Source organism: Maribacter vaceletii (genome assembly GCF_003634105.1).
Classification (GTDB): domain Bacteria; phylum Bacteroidota; class Bacteroidia; order Flavobacteriales; family Flavobacteriaceae; genus Maribacter_B; species Maribacter_B vaceletii.
Window position 1 is genome coordinate 22,121 of sequence record NZ_RBIQ01000013.1, and the last position, 19,295, is coordinate 41,415.

Below are 19,295 nucleotides of genomic sequence, written 5' to 3' on the forward strand. Positions count from 1 at the left end.
ATTATCATCGTTTATAATTGTACCAGTTTTAGTATTGGTTGTATTTCCATCTACAAATCCGGTAGTAAATCCGTTTGCTGTAGAAATATTAGAAAGTTGAACGGTAAAGTTCTCATCCGCTTCGATGTTTAGGTCTTCAATGACATCTACAAGAATAGTTTGTGATGTATTCCCGTTAGTAAAGTTGATTGTACCATTAGTCATTGTAAAGTCACTAGCATCGGCAGTACCTACAATAGTATTGTAATCTACAGAAACTGTTTCCCCAGCAGGGATAGTTCCCGAATAGTTTACAACGAATGCAAGTTGTACATTATCTCCAGGATTTCCTTCGTTAACCGCAACGGCTGCATTGTTAAAAGAAATACCATCCCCAGGTGCAGCATTATCATCGTTTATAATTGTACCAGTTTTAGTATTGGTCGTATTTCCATCTACAAATCCGGTAGTAAATCCGTTTGCTGTAGAAATATTATCAAGCAGTACTGTAAAGTTTTCATCGGCTTCAATGTTGGTATCTTCTGTTACTTGCACCGTGATATCCACAGATTGGTTTCCAGAAGTAAATTGTACGGTACCCGAGTTACTTTCATAATCCGAAGCATTAAGGGCAGACCCATCTACGGTAGCATAATCTACAGAAACAGTTTCTCCCGCAGGAATAGTACCAGTATAGGTAACATTAAAAGTAAGGGTTACATTATCTGCAGCCGTATTACCTTCTAGAGTACTAACAGTAGCATTAGAAAAAGAAATACCATCCCCAGGTGCAGCATTATCATCGTTTATAATTGTACCAGTTTTAGTATTGGTCGTATTTCCATCTACAAATCCGGTAGTAAATCCGTTTGCTGTAGAAATATTAGAAAGTTGAACGGTAAAGTTCTCATCTGCTTCAATAGTAATATCTTCCGTTACTTGTATTATAATATTATGGGATAGGATAGTAGTTGTAAACTCTAGAGTACCAGAATTACTTTCATAATCTGAAACATTTAGCGCAGTTCCATCTATAGTTTGAAAGTCAACAGATACCGTTTCTCCCAAAGGAATAACACCAGTATAAGTTACTGTGAAATTAAGATTTACATTATCCGTAGCAATATCTCCTTCATCTTCAGAAATAGTAACAGTAGAAAAAGAGATACCGTCTCCAGGTGCTGCATTATCGTTATCTATAATGATTGCAGTAGCGGAGTTGGAACTAATTGTTACTCCAGAATAAGATACATTACTAATTTGAGTAATTATAGTTTCATTACCTTCTATTAAAATATCTTGAGTTGTTGGGATGTTAATAGTACCAGTTGTAGCTCCATCAGCAATAGTGATTGTTGAATTAGCAGGAACAGCTGTATAATCTGTTCCAGAAGTTGCAGAACCAGTAGTTAGGTCGGCAAAGTCTACAGTAATAGGAGCGCCAGTATTATTGACTGTAGATAGTGTTGCTGTAAATATTGCATCATTACCTTCAGTAGAATTAGTTGCAGAAAGTGCTATGGTTGCATTTTCATCATCAGTAATTGTTATTACAGCTGGTTCTCGTGAAAATACAATGTTAGCAGCTACAGCATTTGTTGTTGGTGTAGTTGGTAAAACACCAGTATAAGAAGGATTTACGTGAAAGTTTTCAGTGCTTTCAAGTGAAGTATCATTATTAATAGTAAAGGATACTGTTTCCGTCTCTCCATCAGTGCCAGTAAAATTAAGTGTTGTTGTTCCAACTGCATTAAAATCATTAGGAGAAATAGCAGTGTTATCTGATGTGTTATAGGTAATATCAAAAGGATATTGAACTTCACCATCTAATATAAAAGTATAGTTAAAAGTCCCATCGGCTTCATTTACTGTTCTGTCTTCTAATATAATTGTTGCAGTATCATTATCATGAATACGTACCATACCAGACCCTGCAATGCCAATACCAGAAATAGAACTGTTATTTACGTTTTGTCTTATTTGTTCAGATGGTTCAGTAATAGCATCATCAATAATTTGAAGAGGAACAAAAAACTCAGTATTTACTGGAGAGTTAGCAGGGAAAGTAATTGTAGTTATAGTTTCTATATAATCACTTCCTTTAGTAGCAGTACCGCCCCATGATATTGGTCTTTCATCACCAATTGTAGAAAAATCTACTGTAAACTCTTCTTCTACACCAACAGCACCTTCATGAGGAGATAAAAACACTCTTAATTGAATAGTGCCCGCGTCTTCAATAATATCATAATTTCCTGTAGAAACGGTTGCTTTATCAGTGTCAATTATAGTACCTACTCCAGTATCATCAATAGCAGTAGTACTATTAGAAGTATCTGTAAATGTAACATCAAAAGTTTGGTTATTTTCAAACCAGTCATCATTTAACGCAGCAACATCAAAAGTTACACTACTTGCATTTGCAGGTAAAGTTACTGTAGAAGGACCTGAATAATCTGCATTAGTTGTTGTGTTATTACTATAGGATAAGTTAAAATTAATATCAGTATCTAAGGGGTCGTTAATAGAGATTGTGAAAGTCATGTTATTTCCTTCATCTGCAGATGCATTGTCTATTGTAACACCAGGTTTAACGTTTAGTGTAACAGTAGAAGTGTTACAAACAGAACTATTAGGAGCAGGCAAACAAACTTGAACTTCAAAAACGTCAGTACCAGTAAAACCAGGGTCTGGAGTATAGGAAAAAGTTCCATCAGTATTTACAATTAAAGTACCATTAAATGGAGGTACACTTGAGTGGTAACTATAATTAGAACCAGCAGGAACATTATCATTAGCACCTACATCTCCATGAAAAATTGTTTCAAAATCAGGGTTAAAAGTATCATCAATAGCATAGGTTTGCATTAAAAAGAATTTACCATCGCCATGATCTGTAGTAGCACCAAGGTATTTTATAGATGTTATGGTTGATCCAACAGGAGCAATACTTGATAATTCATATAAAGCAATTCCAATAGGGGAACCAATATGGGTAACTCTACCGCTATGCCAATAATCAGAAGTTGCTGTATTAGGTGGTGATTGAGGCCCTGGGCCTCCAAGGTGATTTCCATTGTTTATAAATGTTGAGCCAAGTAATTGCTCTGATCCACCACCAGCAGGAATTCCATACATTTCAATATACAAACAGTTATTACCAGCTCTTTCAGTAACTGCTAAAATTCCATCCGGATTTGATGGTATACCTGGACTGTAATTAATTGTTTGTACTTGCGCGTTTGTTGTAGCAACTTGGCTTGGGTCATTACAAAAATCTTCCCCATTATTATCAGCCTGAAAATAATAATTTAAGTTTAAAGATTGGTAGGCAAGAATAGCTTCTGAATTCCAATTAGTACTATTACTTCCAGAGACTACATTATTACCGTCTCTAAATATATTATTTATGGAATGACCTCCAGGTCCTACAGCATTTAATTCATAAGAACTAGGAACAACAAAGGTACTGTATACAATACCATTTATTGTGATGTAATCTAAAGTTGCTGGATCACTATTAGATGTTTGTGTATCTGTCCAGTTAAATGTAACTCCAGTTTTTATTCCTTGCGCAAAACTACTTGCGCTTGAACAAAAGAATATAATGGTCAATAAGGGTGCTAAAAATAATTTAGCAGTTTGTTTAGTAGGAATAAAGTTTTCCATATGATTTGGTTTTGTTGATAGGAAAAAAGTATTTTTATTTTTTACAACATTTTAGTTGACTTTAAAAACAGCATTCATTAAAGCGAAGTCAAAGAACGTTGTTCGCTTGTCTATATTGCAGATTTACTTGTTTAAGCTTTAGCATTAATCGATGATGAACAAAAATGTCGATTAACCGATATTTTTATCGGATGACTATTTTATAACTGAAAATGCTGTTTGTCGATGAAGGGTTAAAAAGGTTCTTTGAGGGGGTGTTTTTAATAGTTAAAATTGATGTGTTTTATCCAATATTTTAGAAGTGAAAGTCAACTAAATATAGTTTTTAACGCAATTTTTATTAGCTAAAATCTGATACATATGTAGGTAAATACATGTTTTTTTAGTAATAATGTTTTTTCATTGTTGTAAATAAAACAAAATAAGTTTAATATTTTAGACTTAAAGAGTAAGTCTGTTCTGTTTTTGTGTAAAATTCCAAGCAATTTATTATTTGCTATTTTTGTAAACAACTTAAAAATTAACATAAAAACATTTATGTCTCATTCTAAGAAAAAAATCGCGATAATTGGATCGGGTTTAGTAGGTTCTTTATTAGCTATTTATTTACGAAAATATGGGCATGATATTACTGTTTTTGATAGGCGACCAGATATTAGAAATGTAAAATTTTCTGGACGTTCTATAAATCTTGCAATGAGTAATAGAGGTTGGAAAGCTTTACATGAAGTTGGTATAGATCAAGAAATAAAAAAAATTGCAATTCCTCTTAATAAAAGAGCCATGCATGTTATTGGAAAGCCTCTTTATTTTCAGAATTACGGTAAAGAAAACGAAGCTATCTGGTCTATTTCTAGAGGGGTTTTAAATAGGAGAATGATTGATTTGGCTGAAGCCTCTGGAGTAATCTTTAAGTTTGAAGAGAAAGTTTGGGATGTAGACCTCCCTTCTGCAGAATTATTTACAGGAGAAACCGAAAAAGGGGAGTGGAAGTCTTATAAATATGATTTGATTTTTGGTTGCGATGGTGCTTTCTCTCGTGTTAGACATAAAATGCAACGAAGAAGTAGATTTGATTACTCTCAAGATTTTATTGATGTTGGTTATAAAGAACTTACCATTTTACCAAATGCAGATGGAACTCATAAATTAGATAAAAATTCTTTTCATATTTGGCCAAGGGGTAATTTTATGTTTATAGCTATGCCTAATTTAGATGGTAGTTTTACATGTACTCTTTTTATGCCTTTTGAAGGAGAAGTATCTTTTGAAAATATAAAAACTAAGGAAGATGCTAAAGAGTTTTTTACTACTTATTTTCCTAATGTAATGCATGACATAGAAAACTTAACCCAAGATTTTTTTAATAACCCTACAAGTGCAATGGTAACCATGAAATGTTATCCTTGGACCTATTGGGATAAAGTAGCTTTGGTAGGCGATTCTGCGCATGCTATTGTACCTTTTTACGGTCAGGGCATGAATGCAGGTTTTGAAGATATTTTTGTTTTAAATAAGCTTATACAAGAGAATAAAGACAATTGGGGAACAATATTTAAAAAATATCAGGAAAGTAGAAAACCTAATGCCGATGCAATAGCAGAACTCAGTTATCGTAATTTTATGGAAATGAGCCATAAAACAGCAGATCCAATGTTTTTGTTGCAAAAGAAAATTGAAAAGCATTTTGCGGCTTTACATCCAGAAAAATGGATTCCGGTATATTCTAGAGTAACTTTTTCTGACAAACCCTATGCAGATGCTTTGGCCTATGGAGACAAGCAAGAAGCCATTATGCAACAAGTAATGAAAATTCCAAACATTGAAACTCTTTGGAACAGTAAAATAGTTGAGGATAAGATTTTAGAACTTCTTTCTTAATAATGAGAAACTATTGTAAAAAAGAAAAGCCATCTACTTAGTAAATGGCTTTTCTTTTGTGTTGGTAATTGCTAATTAAAGTTTAGCAAATAATTTTCCCATTTTTACAGCTTCTTCTTCTGCTAAAACAGGGTCTACTAATATTCTACCACTGTGCTCATCTGTAATAATTTTTTTACGAGAAGCAATCTCTACTTGTACTTGAGGTGGAATAGTAAAGAAAGAACCTCCAGAAGCACCTCTTTCAATAGGTACTACTGCTAAACCATTTTTTACATTAGTTCTAATACGAGCGTATGCTTTTACCAAACGGTCTTCAATTTTTCCTTGGTATTTTTCAGATTCTTCTAAAAGTGCTTTTTCTTCTTTTTCAGTTTCTGCCAAAATTGCATTTAACTCACTCTTCTTATGCTTAAGATGCGCATCTCTTTGAGATAAACGTTCTTTAGTTTCAGAAATAACCACTTTCTTTTGCTCTATTTGAGCTTTAAATTCTTTGATGTTCTTTTCAGCAAGTTGAATTTCTAATTCTTGAAATTCTAGTTCTTTACTAATAGAGTTAAACTCTCTACTATTACGAACATTTTTTTGTTGCTCTGCGTACTTTTTAATTAAAGTTTTCGCTTCTTCAATTAAATTCTTTTTTGCACCAATTTCAAAATTAACAGTTTCAACATCAGTTTTTAACTTGTCTAATCTTGTTTTTAGTCCTAGTACGTCATCTTCCAAATCTTCAACCTCTAATGGTAACTCTCCTCGAACATTACGAATCTCGTCAACTCTAGAATCAATTAATTGCAAATCATACAATGCTCTTAACTTATCTTCTACCGTAGCTTCTGCTTTTTTTGCCATATTTATAAATACTTGATTGGATTTGTTATACTTTCCGATAAATGGATTGCAAAATTAGGGATTTTTTTTGTAAGATAATCAACTAAAAGGTTTTTTGTAAACTGCTCAGTTTCATAGTGTCCAATGTCTGCAATCACAATTTTACTTTCTGCCTGATAAAATTCATGGTATTTTATATCCGAAGAAATAAAAATTTGCGCTCCAGATTGTTTTGCCGCATTAATGGCAAATGCACCGCTACCCCCTAAAACAGCAACTTTAGAGATGTTGTTTCCTAAAAATGTAGAGTGCCTAATTCCAGAAGCCGACATTTGTTTTTTTACAAAATTTAAGAAGTCTTTTTCTTTAGCAGGGGCTTTTAACTCTCCTACCATTCCCATTCCTATATTCTGATTTTTATTTTCTAAAGTCGTAATTTCATAGGCAACCTCTTCATAAGGATGATTTTTAAACAATGCATTTAGAACTTTTTCTTCTTTAGACTTAGAAAATGTAATGTTTATTTGCACTTCTTTTTCATGATGTAGCTTATTAATTTCTCCTAGTGTTGGGTTTGCATTTTCATTTGCTTTAAAACTACCAACCCCCTCTGTGGTAAAACTACAATTACTGTAATTTCCAATATTTCCTGCTCCAGCATTAAATAGGGCTTCTTTTATAGTATCTATAGCGTTAATAGGTACGTAGGTGGTTAGCTTTTTTATAGTGTCTTTCTGTGGAATTAAAATTTTAGTATTTACTAATCCTAATATTTCACAAATTTTTGCATTTACACCAGCTTGGTTGTTATCTAGAGCTGTATGCATGCTGTATATAGCAATGTTATGTTGTATGGCTTTTATAACTACTCTTTCTACATAATTAGCCCCAGTTATTTTTTTTAACCCCTTAAATATTATGGGATGAAAACTTACGATTAAGTTACATTTTTTTATAATTGCTTCTTCTACAACATTTTCTAAAGTATCTAAAGTAACCAGTATTCCTGTTACATCGGCATTTTTGTTTCCAACTAACAAACCTACATTGTCAAAACTTTCGGCATAATTTAGTGGTGCAAATTCTTCTAATATATTGGTAACTTCTTTAACAGTCATTTTTAATTAAGATTATTAAGGTTATCAAAGATAAAATATTATATTTTCGTTCTAATGCAACTATTTAGAAAATTACTTTTTCCTTTTTCATTACTTTATGCTGTAGTGGTGTATTTACGTAATTGGTTTTTTGATATTGGTTTATTTAGGTCTAAATCGTACAAGAAGCCTATAATTTGTATAGGAAACTTAAGTACTGGTGGTACAGGAAAAACACCAATGATTGAAGTTTTACTGAGTTTATTTACAAAAACCCATAAAATTGCGGTGCTAAGTAGGGGGTATGGGCGTAAATCTGATGGCTTTTTATTGGCTACTAAGAATTCTACAGTAGAAGAACTAGGGGATGAGCCTTACCAGATATATTCAAAATTCCCTGAAATTACAATGGTAGTAGATGCCGATAGGCAAAATGGTATTGCTTCTATGGAGTCTAAAAGTTCTTTAGATTTTATTTTGTTGGATGATGGTTTTCAGCATAGAAAAGTTACACCAGGTTTTTCTATTCTCCTAACTACTTATGATAAATTATATGTGGATGATTGGTATTTACCAACCGGAAACTTAAGAGATAGTAAAAAAGAAGCAAAACGAGCATCTATTATTATTGTAACAAAGTGTCCTGATGATTTATCTAACGATGAGCAGCTTAAGATTAAAAAAAGGCTACACGTGCATCCAAATCAAGAGGTTTTATTTACTTACTTTGGTTATAACTCTATTCTAAAAGGAAATTTTAATAAGCCTACTTTAGAAACATTAAAAAATAAAAAAATAACCCTAGTTACTGGTATTGCAAACCCAAAACCTTTGGAAAATTATTTAAGTAAACTGGCTATACAATTTGAGCATTTAAAATATAAAGACCATCATTTTTTTACAGACTCAGAGATTAAGTTATTACAATCTAAAGAATGTATAATTACTACAGAAAAAGATTATGTTAGGTTAAAAGATAAAGTAAGGAACCTTAGTTATATTGAAGTCACTCATCGTTTTTTAAACAAAGGAGAAGAGGAATTAACCAAGCAAATTGAATCTTATTTGTCTAGGAGTCGCTAATTTTTTTATCGAAAATATTTTCTCCAATTTTCTTATAAAATACTTCGGGTTTAAAAGGTTTAGTAACCACATCATTACAACCTGCGGCATAAAAACTTTCTAAACTATCATCTAAAGAAATTGCGGTAAGAGCAATAATGGGGGTCTTAGTGTCAAATTCTCTTATACGAATAGTTGCTTCTTCACCACTAATTCCTGGCATATGAATATCCATTAAAATGGCATCATAGGTATTGTTTTTAGCAAGCTCTACCGCATCCATACCATTACTAGCTATATCGCTAGTAATTTCTTTTTTGGTAAGCATTTTTTTGGTAATTACTTGGTTTATTTTATTATCCTCTACAATCATTAAGTGCAAGCCTTTAAACTCATATTCTTTTTCTGTAATTTCAAAAGGAATATCGTCTACAATGGCATCTTTGCTTTTTACAGTAACTTCAAAAAAGAAAGAACTACCATTTCCTAATTCACTTTCTAATTGTATTTTACTATCAAATAAACCTAATAAACTTTTTACAATAGTTAGTCCTAGCCCAGTGCCGCCATATTCTCTATTAATTTGGATAGAACCTTGTTCAAAACCTTCAAAAATGCTTTCTTGCATTTCTTTAGAAATACCAATACCAGTATCTTCTACTTCAAAATATAAGGTAACATCATCATCTACTTTCTTTAGAAGCTTAGCTATAACTTTTACCTCACCATTTTTAGTAAATTTAAGAGCATTACCAACAAGATTCATGAAAATTTGGGAGAGTTTAAGAGGGTCACTCATTAAATGTCCAGGAATATCCTCATCGTATTGTAAAATAATTTTTGTGCTATTTTCTTTTGCACTTTGTTGTAAAGAGTCAATAACTTCTTTTAAAACCTTTTTAAGGTTAAACTCCATATTTAAAGGCTCTAATTTATCTGCATCAATTTTATTAATCTGTAAAATATCATTAATAAAATTTAATAGGTAATCTCCAGAAAATTTTAATGCTTTTAGATGTTCTTTTTGGTTCTCACTAGGGTTTTCTTCTAGGAGTAAATGGGTGAGCCCCGTTACAGCATATAAGGGTGTCCGTAGCTCATGACTAACTGTAGAAAGAAAATTAGTTTTAGCTTCCATAGCTTGTACAGCACCATCCCTAGCAGCCTGTAATTCTTTGTTTTTAGTTTGTAGTAAGTCGTTTGTTTTTAACTTAATTTGATTGTTTCTATAAAGCGAAACTGCTAATAGCGATATAATAATTAAAAAGGCAGAAGTTAAAACAGCTGTAATTTCTGACCGGTTAGCCGACTCATTTAATTCTTCATTTAATCTTTCTAATCTGTTAATTTCAGACGTTTTAAAATCGTCTCTAATTTTATCTGCAGTTTTTTGTTCTACTTTTAATTTGTCAATATTAAAAACAGAATCTTTTAAAACTACTAATTTTTGACTTTGCTCAAGAGCTAAACTAAATTCGTTTTTCTTTTCATAAGCTGTGGTTAAAAGCTCTCTGGCTTCAAAAACTTCTTTACTAAATTCTTGTTGCTCTGCAAGTTTTAAGGCGGCTTCTCCGTTTGTTATACTTTCTTCAAATTTTTGTGTTTTTATATAAAGTTTAGTTAGCCCAATATGTGCTTTCGTAGCTAAATATTCTTTTTCAAAAACGTCTGTATTAATAACTAAAGAGTTAAAGTTTTTAGAGGCATTTTCATATTTTTCTAAGTTTAGATAAATGTCTCCTTCAGCTAATAAAATATGATTAAAGAAGTTACGGTCATTATTTAACTGTTTAGCCTCATTTAACATAAAAATTGCTTGAAAATTTTTATTGTTTCTATAAAGTACTAGAGCTTCTATAAATTTATGAATGGCATCTCCGTATGGGTATTCTATATCTTTTAACAAAACTTCAGCTCTGTCCCAATAAAAAAGAGTAGTTTCTTCGTTATCTAATTTTAAGTATAACTGAGCAAATTCGTGGTAACTATCTATTAAAGATTTTACATCTTCATTTTTTTCTGCTTGTTCAGAAGCTTTATTTAATGCTTCTAAAGCCAAATCTATTTTATTTTGATTTTTTAATGTTCTAGCTAAATTAAAGTAAGAAACAGCATCTTTTTCTTGTATAGAATCTTGTGAAAAAGAGTAAGAGCATACTAAAAGTAGTACTATTACTAAAAATATGTATTTAAAATTTTTATATGTAGATACAATTTTCAAATGTAATTTTTACGAATCATTATATTAATTAGGTCTATTATTCTGGAACTATAACCAGTCTCATTATCATACCAACCAATAATTTTAACCATTTTTCCGATAACTGATGTCATCTGAGAATCAAACGTACAAGAATACGAACTATTGTTTATATCTATAGATACTATAGGGTCTTCTGTATAATATAGTATATTTTTTAATGTATTGTTTGATGCTTTTTCAAAAGTATCATTAATTTCTTTAATATTTGTAAGTCTTTTTACGTTAAATGTGATATCTGTAAGAGATCCATTTGGGACAGGAACTCGAATTCCACAACCACCAATAACGTTTTCTAGTTTTGGAAAAATTTTTGTTAAGGCTTTTGCAGCCCCAGTTGTTGTTGGAACAATAGATTGCCCGGCAGCTCTTGCTCTTCTTAAATCTTTATGGGGTTGGTCATGTAAACTTTGGTCCGAGGTATAAGAATGTATCGTAGTAATATATGCCTGTTCTATACCACAAAGTTCCTCTATAACCTTTATCATTGGAGCGGCATTGTTTGTAGTACAAGATGCGTTAGATATAATATGGTCATTGTTGGTAAGAGAATCTTCATTAATGCCGCAAACAATCATTTTAATAGCATCTTCTTCTGGGGGTACCGATAAAATTACTTTTTTAGCACCATTGGTAATGTGAAAGTCTAAATCTTTTTTAGATTTAAACTTTCCAGTAGATTCTATAACAAGATCAACAGCTTGGTCTTTCCAATTAATATCTTTTGGATGGTTGTTATTAAATAGCTTTATAAATTGTTCTCCAATAATAATATGATCTTGGTTATGGCTTATGTTTTCATTAAATACGCCATGAATACTATCATATTTTAAAAGGTGTGCTAATGTTTTTGCATCAGCTAAATCATTAATTGCAACTACTTCTAAATGATTATGTTGGTTTAATAATCTACAAACTGTTCTTCCAATTCTTCCAAAACCATTAATACCAATTTTTATTTTTTTCATGGAAAAATAAGCTAAAAATTAGTTTATGTGTTTGTGTGCTTTGTAAGAAGACCTTACTAGAGCGCCACTTTCTACATGTCTAAAACCCATTTTTAAACCAATTTCTTCATACTTCTTAAATTGTTCAGGAAGTATAAATTGTTGAACAGGAAGGTGTTTTTTAGTAGGTTGTAAATATTGCCCAATAGTAACAACATCTACTTTTGCATTTCTTAAGTCTTCCATGGTTTGGATTACTTCTTCTTCTAACTCTCCTAAACCTAACATAATACCAGATTTTGTTCTGTTTATGCCATTTTCTCTTAAATACCTTAATACTTCAAGACTTCTTTCGTATTTAGCTTGTATTCTTACCTCTCTGGTTAATCTTTTTACAGTTTCCATATTGTGAGAAACAACTTCTGGAGAAACTTCTATAATACGATCTAAATGTCTTTCAATACCTTGAAAATCTGGAATTAAGGTTTCTAAAGTTGTGGTAGGGTTCATTCTACGAATAGCTTTCACCGTTTCTGCCCATATTATAGAACCCATATCTTTTAGGTCATCTCTATCTACAGATGTAATTACAGCATGTTTAATGCTCATTATTTTTATAGAACGAGCAACTTTCTCTGGCTCGGACCAATCTACAGTTTCTGGTCTTCCCGTTTTTACACCACAAAAACCACAAGATCTTGTGCAAACATTTCCTAAAATCATAAAAGTAGCAGTACCTTCTCCCCAACATTCGCCCATATTTGGACAACTACCAGAGGTGCAAATAGTATGTAAGTCATACTTGTCTACTAAGCCCCTTAGTTGCGTGTATTTTTTACCTGTAGGTAATTTTACACGTAACCATTTTGGTTTTCCTTTTGGTGGCTTAACATGATTTATAGAATCTGTACTCATAAAAAAAATTTATACAAATATACGAACTAAATTAAGGTCTTCCGTTTCTAAAAAGCTAGATAGCCTTATTAGAAAAATGTATATTTTATTTGTTTCGGGTAATAACTTCTGCCAATAATTTTTTTGCTCTTAAGAGTTTTACTTTCACATTATTAACCGGTTCATTTAATTGGGTAGCAATTGCAGCATAGGAAAGTTCATTAAAATATCTAAGATTAATAACTTCTTGGTAGTGTGGTTTTAATTTTTTTATATGTTGTAAAAGCGTTGCTAAATTCTGTTCTGTTATAAGTTGGTCTTCTGCAGAAGGAGCATCATCTAAAACTTTTTTGTAGTCTTCGTTATTATCTTTTACGTTTATAATATCTTTTTTTCTTTTTCTTAAAAGGTCTACGTGTATGTTTTTAGAAATTGTAATTAGCCATGTTTTAAACTTATAAGAAGAATCGTAAGTGCTTAATTTGTCAAAAGCTTTAGAGAAAGTTTGTATAGTTATATCTTCTGCATCACTTTCGTTTTCCGTTCTTTTTAATTGAAAACCATAAACATCATTCCAAAAGGTATGTAATAATTTACTATAAGCAATTTGATTGCCTAATTTAGCTTTTTCTATAATGTTTTTAATGGTTTGCTTGCTGTCCAAAACAGGGGCTTTAGATAATGACAGTTTATTTGTGATTTTTAACTACTGTAATTCTGGAGTAGTGTCTTTTTTGCAATCTTGTTCGCTTGGCAATTTTCCACACATTCCGCAAGCTTCACCTTCTTTATTTAAAAATGGACTTTGACTAGCGCAAGTGCCAGCAAATTTACCATCTTTTTTAGCCCATATTTTAATAGCAATTCCTGCAAAAGCAATGGAAAGTAGACCTATAGTAAGTAGTATCAACTTCATAAGTAAATTTTTTACAAAGATATAAAAATAAAGCCCCAAAAAGGGGCTTTATGAATACTTTATGAAGGGTTTAATTAATAAGCAATATTAGCAACTATTTTGTTTGTAGTTGGGCTTATGTTACCACCTTTAGGTTCTATTGTTATATAACTAACTGCGTTATCGGAATAGGGAAGTGCTGTTAATTTATCTTTACTAGCAGCTTCTTGAACTATTCCTAAATTTAACATTTCTCCATTTACCTCTGCCCACATTTGGTAACATTGGTCTTCAGGTAATTCAGGTAACTTACTAACGTTTATGTAAGATAATTTCTTTACTGGGTTAATGTAAGCAACAGCTTTTAAATCTCTAGCCATTTTATTACCTCGTACATTGTATTTTTTAGTCTGCGGATTGTTAAGAACAATAAATTGGTTTCTTACGTCTTCCAACTGTTGTCTCATATCTGCTTCTAATGTTTTTATTTTATTAGTAACAATAGTGTTTTCTTGTTGTAAATTCTGGTTTTGATTCCAGAAAAAATAGGATGCACTAGCAAACATACATGCAACAATACTTGCTGCAATTGCATATCTGAAAAATTGCTTACGTCCAGAACGCTCTGATTTTATTCTAGCATGTATTTTTTCTTTAAGACCTTCAGGAGTTTTTATAGCATGTAATTTTGCATAATTCTCTAAGTTGTCTTGTAGCTCATCATAGGTTTTTTTTACTTCCGGATACATCGCTATATAGCGTTCTACTTGCATAGACTCCATATCATTAGTAGTACCTAATAGATATTTTTCTAGTAGATCAGAATCTAAAAATATTTTTATCTTTTCTTTCATAATTATATATTTAATAGAAGCGCAAGTAGTATAACTGGGTTGTATATCTTCTTTAATTCACGTAAACCAATTTTTAATCTAGATTTAATAGTTCCTAAAGGAATATCTAACTCATCACTAGCTTCTTGTTGTGTCATTCCTTGAAAAAACAAAGCTTCTAAAACAATTTGATATTTACTTTCTATCTTATCTAAATTTTCTCGAACGTCAATTAAATCAGGTTTAATACTTTCTACGCCTAAATTATATACGTCAGAAACATCCATTTGGATTTCCTTATCTGTTTTTGTGTTAACACTTCTTAATTTATCTATAGCAGTATTCCTAGTTATTCTAAATAACCAGGTAAATAATTTTGCTTTAGAGGGGTCATAAGAATCCGATTTTTTCCAGATTTTAACAAAACTTTCTTGTAAAACGTCTTGAGCTAAATCATTATTTCTTACAACTTTATGGGCTACACCATATAAAGTATCTCCATAATTTTCATAGAGAAGAGAAATTGCTTTTTCATTTCTCTCTTGCAAAAGTTCTACAATATGTTTTTCAAGTAGTGTGCTCATATAATATTCTAAAGCTTTATAAATATGGAGTTCTCGGCATCCAATAGCTTCTTTTATACCGTATATATTTGTAAACGCTAAATTATTAAATTGATTGTTATACTTAGCGTTATATAAAAAATATTAAAGTTGTAAATGTACAACTGGTTATTGTACATTTATTTTTTGGTTGGTTTGATGTAACCCTCGTATGTAATACGGGGGTTATTTTATTATGTTAACTTCTGGTACAATAGCAATATTAAATTTCATTTGTACCTCTTTTATAATTTTAGATGCTAATTGTACTATTTCTTCTCCAGAAGCATTTCCGTAATTTACTAAAACTAATGCTTGTTTAGTATGTACGCCTGCATCTCCATATCGTTTTCCTTTAAACCCACTTTGTTCAATAAGCCAACCTGCTGGTATTTTATATTCTTTTTCTGATAGTTTATAGAATGGAGCATCTGGATTTTTACTGCTAAATTCTTTAAATTCTTTTTCCAAAATAATTGGGTTCTTAAAAAAGCTACCGCTATTTCCTATTTCTTTTGGGTCTGGTAGTTTACTTTGTCTTATAGCTATAACAGCATTAGAAACATCTTGAATAGTAGGATTTGTAATATTTTCCTTTTTTAATTCTTCTTCTATAGAGCCGTAAGATGTATTTAAGATATGATTTTTTTTGGTAAGCTCTAGAAAAACAGCAGTTATTATATGCTTACCTTTTCCTTCCTGTTTAAAAAATGAGTCTCTATATCCAAATTTGCAGTCTTCTTTAGAAAAAAAATGTTCTTCTAAAGTTTTGGTATTTATAGTTTGGCATTTTACAAAATGGTCTTTTAATTCTACCCCATAAGCACCTATATTTTGTATTGGAGCAGTGCCAACTTTACCAGGAATTAAAGACATGTTTTCTAAGCCACCGTAATTGTTTTTTAGTGTCCACAAAACCATGTTATGCCAGTTTTCACCGGCCATTATTTTTAAGGTTACATGGTTTTCGTCTTCATTAACAACAGTAATCCCTTTAAGGTTAATGTAAATTACAAGCGCATTTATATTTGTAGTAAGTAGCATATTGCTTCCGCCACTTAAAATAAATTTAGAAGGGTAGTCTTTTAGACAAAGAGCTTCTTTTAGTTCTTCTAAAGTAGTAACCTCACAAAAGTATTTTGCTGTAACAGCAATACCAAAAGTGTTGTAATTTTTTAAAGGTATATCTTGTAATATCTGCATTACCCTATATAACTCTTAAGTGCTTCTTTTAGTATAGTAACGGCTCTTTTTAAACTTTCTTGGTCTAAAACATATGCAATTCTTATTTGGTTTAGTCCTAAACCTTTAGTAGCATAAAAACCAGCTGCAGGAGCTACCATTACTGTTTCCCCTTTGTATCTAAAATCTTCTAACAGCCATTGTGCAAAATCATCAGCACTTTTTATGGGTAATTCTGCAATACAGTAAAAAGCACCATTTGGCATTGCAACTTTTACACCATCTATTTTTTTTAGTTCTGTTGTTAATGTGTTTCTTCTTTCTACATATTCTTCTTTTACATCATCAAAATAACTTTGCGGCGTATCTAATGCAGCTTCACTTGCTATTTGTGCATAGGTAGGTGGGGATAGCCTTGCTTGTGCAAACTTTATGGCTGTTTTAATAAATTCTTTGTTTTTAGAAACTAAATACCCAATTCTTGCACCGCACATGCTATATCTTTTAGAAACAGAATCTATTACAATAGCATTGTCTTCCAGACCTTCTTCTTGTAAAATAGAGTAATGTTCTTTGTTGTCATAGGTAAATTCTCTATAAACTTCATCGGCAATTAAAAACAGGTCGTGTTTTTTTACAATTTCTGAAAGCCTTTTAATTTCTTCTTTGCTATACAAGTACCCAGTTGGGTTGCCTGGATTACATATTAATATAGCTTTTGTTTTTGGGGTAATTAATTTTTCAAAATCATCAATAGGGGGCAGTGCAAAATTATTTTCTAGTGTAGAGACAACTGGTACTACTTTAACTCCAGTAGCAGTTGCAAACCCATTGTAATTAGCGTAAAAAGGTTCTGGAATAATAATTTCATCATCATAATCCGCAATACTACCCATAGCAAAAGAAAGTGCTTCAGAACCACCAGTGGTTACAATAATGTCCGAAGAATTAACCGTAATATCATTTTTGGAATAATATGCAGCAATCTTTTCTCTAAATATATCAGAGCCTTCTGTTCTACTGTAAGCAATAACACTTAATGTATTATTTTTTACAGCATCTAGAGCTATCTGTGGGGTTTTAATATCTGGTTGCCCTATGTTTAAGTGTATTACCTTAGCACCATTCTTTTTTGCTTGTTCGGCAAACGGTACTAATTTACGTATAGGTGACTCGGGCATATTAACCCCTTTATTAGAAATATTAGGCATATAACAAATTTTCCACAAAAATGATAAAACCCAACAAGACTTACAATAAATACGAAGGTTTATTTAGAAGACTTTTTTTGTTAAATACCTAGGAAATTCGTCCTATTTTTTATAATTTTTACAACGTAATGTGTTAAAAATTAAAGGTTTGAAGTATAGGTTCTCTTTGTGTGTGCTACTTATTGCGTTCTTTTTTAGTAAAGGACTTTCGCAAACGTTTTCGTTGCCTGCTTCAAAAAAGAGTCAAAAAGTAAAATTTCAACTAATAAATAACTTAATTATAATGCCAATTGAGGTGAATGGCACAGAGTTATCTTTTATTTTAGATTCTGGTGTTCAGAAACCTATATTATTTAACTTATCAGACCGAGATTCTATTCAAATTAATAATGTATCAGAAATAAGTATTAGAGGATTAGGTAAGGGAGAACCAATAAAAGGTCTTAGCTCTATAGGTAACACTTTTAGGCTAGGTGATATTAAAAATCGTAATCAGCATTTATATGTTGTATTGGATAAAGATTTGAATCTTTCTCCTAGTATTGGAATTCCAATTCATGGAATTATAGGATACGATTTATTTAGAGATTTTATTGTAGATATAAACTATTCAAAAAAAGTGATTAGGTTTTATTCTCCAGAAAATTACACTTATAAAGAGCGTAGGAAAAGTGAAACTTTGCCTTTAAATATTATAAGAAAAAAAGCGTATGTTGGCGCTAGTATTTATTTAAATGGAAAAGAAAATTTACCAGTTAAGATGTTAGTAGATACTGGTAGTAGTGATGCTATATGGTTGTTTGAAGATGAAGATATTGATGTTCCTCAAGATAATTATGAAGATTTTTTAGGGAAAGGTTTAGGGGGTAATATTTTTGGAAGACGTACTAAAATTAACAGTATTACATTAGGAACTTTTTCTGTAAAAGATGCTAAAGCTGCTTTTCCGGATATGGAAACTTTTAATTCTATAAAAAGATTGGGAAATAGAAATGGAAGTGTTGGCGGAGAAATATTAAAACGTTTTAATATTGTTTTTGATTATAGAAATAAAAAAATGACGATTCGTAAGAATGGAAATTTTAAAACATCTTTTCAATACAATTTAAGCGGAATAGATTTACAGCATGATGGAGTGCGGTATGTTTCTGAACGTATTGCAAATACAAATGGTCTAGTAAAGAAAAACGATAAATCTTTTGGAAACGTTCAAATTCTTTTAGAGAATACTACCAGATTAAGTTTGGTGCCAGAGATTGTGGTATCTGGAATAAGAATGGGAAGCCCAGCGGAAGCAGCAGGATTACAACAGGGAGATGTAATATTAGCTGTAAATGGTAAAAGCATACATAAATACAAAATTCAAGAGGTATTACAAATGCTAAACGATAAAGAAGGAAAAAGAATTAAAGTACTTATAGAAAGATATAATCAAGATGTACTTTTTAGTTTTGTTCTTAAAAATTTGTTTAAATAAAAAAAGCCCGGTAAAACCGAGCTTTTCTATATATTATTTAAAGTAAAATTATTTTCCTGCTCCAGAATCTTTTACTTCTCCTTTTATTTTTAAAACTTTTGTAGGAGTGTCTGCATTAGAAATAACTGTTATAGCCTTTCTAATAGGACCTACTCTGTTAGTATCGTATTTAACAGAAATTTCTCCAGTTTTACCAGGTAAAATTGGGTCTTCTGGCTTTTTTGGAATGGTACATCCACAGCTAGAGCTAACTTTACTTATAATTAATGGAGCATTACCAGTATTTGTAAATTCAAATACACGTACACCATTAGCGCCTTTAACAACTTCTCCGTAATCTACGGTTTCTGATTTAAATTCAATTTTTGCAGCAGTTTCCTGTGCAGTAAGGCTAAATCCTAATAAACCTACAAATAATACAAGTACTATTTTTTTCATCATTTTTAGTTTTGGGTGAATTTCAAAAATAAAT

General features: G+C 31.3%; 16 protein-coding genes. 3 read left to right on the forward strand and 13 right to left on the reverse strand.

What is annotated here, in order from left to right:
• The coding region (locus CLV91_RS16925) for a Calx-beta domain-containing protein (RefSeq protein WP_245987203.1) at positions 1-3,648 on the reverse strand (3,648 nt) is incomplete at its 3' end.
• A gap of 537 nt (positions 3,649-4,185) precedes the next feature.
• Here CLV91_RS16925 and CLV91_RS15750 point away from each other — a divergent pair.
• Positions 4,186-5,529, forward strand: coding sequence for an FAD-dependent oxidoreductase (locus tag CLV91_RS15750; RefSeq protein WP_121069193.1), 1,344 nt, complete (start codon positions 4,186-4,188; stop codon positions 5,527-5,529).
• A gap of 75 nt (positions 5,530-5,604) precedes the next feature.
• Here the strand turns inward: CLV91_RS15750 and CLV91_RS15755 are convergent, their stop codons facing one another.
• Both CLV91_RS15755 and CLV91_RS15760 read right to left on the reverse strand, forming a co-directional pair.
• Entirely contained in the window at positions 5,605-6,384 is a 780-nt protein-coding gene (locus CLV91_RS15755) for a zinc ribbon domain-containing protein (RefSeq protein ID WP_121069194.1), read from the reverse strand.
• A gap of 2 nt (positions 6,385-6,386) precedes the next feature.
• Complete coding sequence (locus tag CLV91_RS15760) at positions 6,387-7,481, reverse strand: Nif3-like dinuclear metal center hexameric protein (RefSeq protein WP_121069195.1); 1,095 nt, start codon at positions 7,479-7,481, stop codon at positions 6,387-6,389.
• Between the two features lie 54 nt (positions 7,482-7,535).
• Here CLV91_RS15760 and lpxK point away from each other — a divergent pair, with 54 nt between their 5' ends.
• The gene (lpxK, locus tag CLV91_RS15765) at positions 7,536-8,543 is read left to right on the forward strand and encodes a tetraacyldisaccharide 4'-kinase (RefSeq protein WP_121069196.1); all 1,008 of its coding nucleotides are present in this window, start codon (positions 7,536-7,538) and stop codon (positions 8,541-8,543) included.
• Here lpxK and CLV91_RS15770 read toward each other — a convergent pair.
• The 9 genes from CLV91_RS15770 to CLV91_RS15810 all read right to left on the reverse strand — a co-directional run bounded on the left by CLV91_RS15770 (position 8,530) and on the right by CLV91_RS15810 (position 17,346).
• The gene (locus CLV91_RS15770; RefSeq protein WP_245987204.1) at positions 8,530-10,743 is read right to left on the reverse strand and encodes a tetratricopeptide repeat-containing hybrid sensor histidine kinase/response regulator; all 2,214 of its coding nucleotides are present in this window, start codon (positions 10,741-10,743) and stop codon (positions 8,530-8,532) included. The two genes, lpxK and CLV91_RS15770, sit on opposite strands and share 14 nt — an antisense overlap.
• Positions 10,740-11,750: a type I glyceraldehyde-3-phosphate dehydrogenase gene (gene gap, locus CLV91_RS15775; RefSeq protein WP_121069197.1), complete on the reverse strand. Its 1,011-nt coding sequence runs from the start codon at positions 11,748-11,750 to the stop codon at positions 10,740-10,742. The genes CLV91_RS15770 and gap overlap by 4 nt, the downstream gene beginning before the upstream one ends.
• A gap of 18 nt (positions 11,751-11,768) precedes the next feature.
• The gene (gene lipA, locus CLV91_RS15780) at positions 11,769-12,644 is read right to left on the reverse strand and encodes a lipoyl synthase (protein ID WP_121069198.1); all 876 of its coding nucleotides are present in this window, start codon (positions 12,642-12,644) and stop codon (positions 11,769-11,771) included.
• 85 nt (positions 12,645-12,729) lie between these two features.
• The gene (locus CLV91_RS15785; protein WP_121069199.1) at positions 12,730-13,287 is read right to left on the reverse strand and encodes an RNA polymerase sigma factor; all 558 of its coding nucleotides are present in this window, start codon (positions 13,285-13,287) and stop codon (positions 12,730-12,732) included.
• Positions 13,288-13,329: 42 nt separating this feature from the next.
• Entirely contained in the window at positions 13,330-13,539 is a 210-nt protein-coding gene (locus CLV91_RS15790) for a membrane or secreted protein (protein WP_121069200.1), read from the reverse strand.
• A gap of 74 nt (positions 13,540-13,613) precedes the next feature.
• Positions 13,614-14,372, reverse strand: coding sequence for an anti-sigma factor (locus CLV91_RS15795; protein ID WP_121069201.1), 759 nt, complete (start codon positions 14,370-14,372; stop codon positions 13,614-13,616).
• A 2-nt stretch (positions 14,373-14,374) separates the two neighbouring features.
• Entirely contained in the window at positions 14,375-14,935 is a 561-nt protein-coding gene (locus tag CLV91_RS15800; protein ID WP_121069202.1) for an RNA polymerase sigma factor, read from the reverse strand.
• Positions 14,936-15,139: 204 nt separating this feature from the next.
• The gene (murB, locus tag CLV91_RS15805; protein WP_121069203.1) at positions 15,140-16,156 is read right to left on the reverse strand and encodes a UDP-N-acetylmuramate dehydrogenase; all 1,017 of its coding nucleotides are present in this window, start codon (positions 16,154-16,156) and stop codon (positions 15,140-15,142) included.
• Complete coding sequence (locus tag CLV91_RS15810) at positions 16,156-17,346, reverse strand: pyridoxal phosphate-dependent aminotransferase (protein ID WP_121069204.1); 1,191 nt, start codon at positions 17,344-17,346, stop codon at positions 16,156-16,158. The genes murB and CLV91_RS15810 overlap by 1 nt, the downstream gene beginning before the upstream one ends.
• 148 nt (positions 17,347-17,494) lie before the next feature.
• Here CLV91_RS15810 and CLV91_RS15815 point away from each other — a divergent pair, with 148 nt between their 5' ends.
• The gene (locus CLV91_RS15815) at positions 17,495-18,823 is read left to right on the forward strand and encodes an aspartyl protease family protein (RefSeq protein ID WP_317124785.1); all 1,329 of its coding nucleotides are present in this window, start codon (positions 17,495-17,497) and stop codon (positions 18,821-18,823) included.
• A gap of 48 nt (positions 18,824-18,871) precedes the next feature.
• On the opposite strand, the gene CLV91_RS15820 is transcribed toward CLV91_RS15815, so the two are convergent.
• Complete coding sequence (locus CLV91_RS15820; RefSeq protein WP_121069205.1) at positions 18,872-19,264, reverse strand: DUF1573 domain-containing protein; 393 nt, start codon at positions 19,262-19,264, stop codon at positions 18,872-18,874.
• Positions 19,265-19,295: the final 31 nt, after the last annotated feature.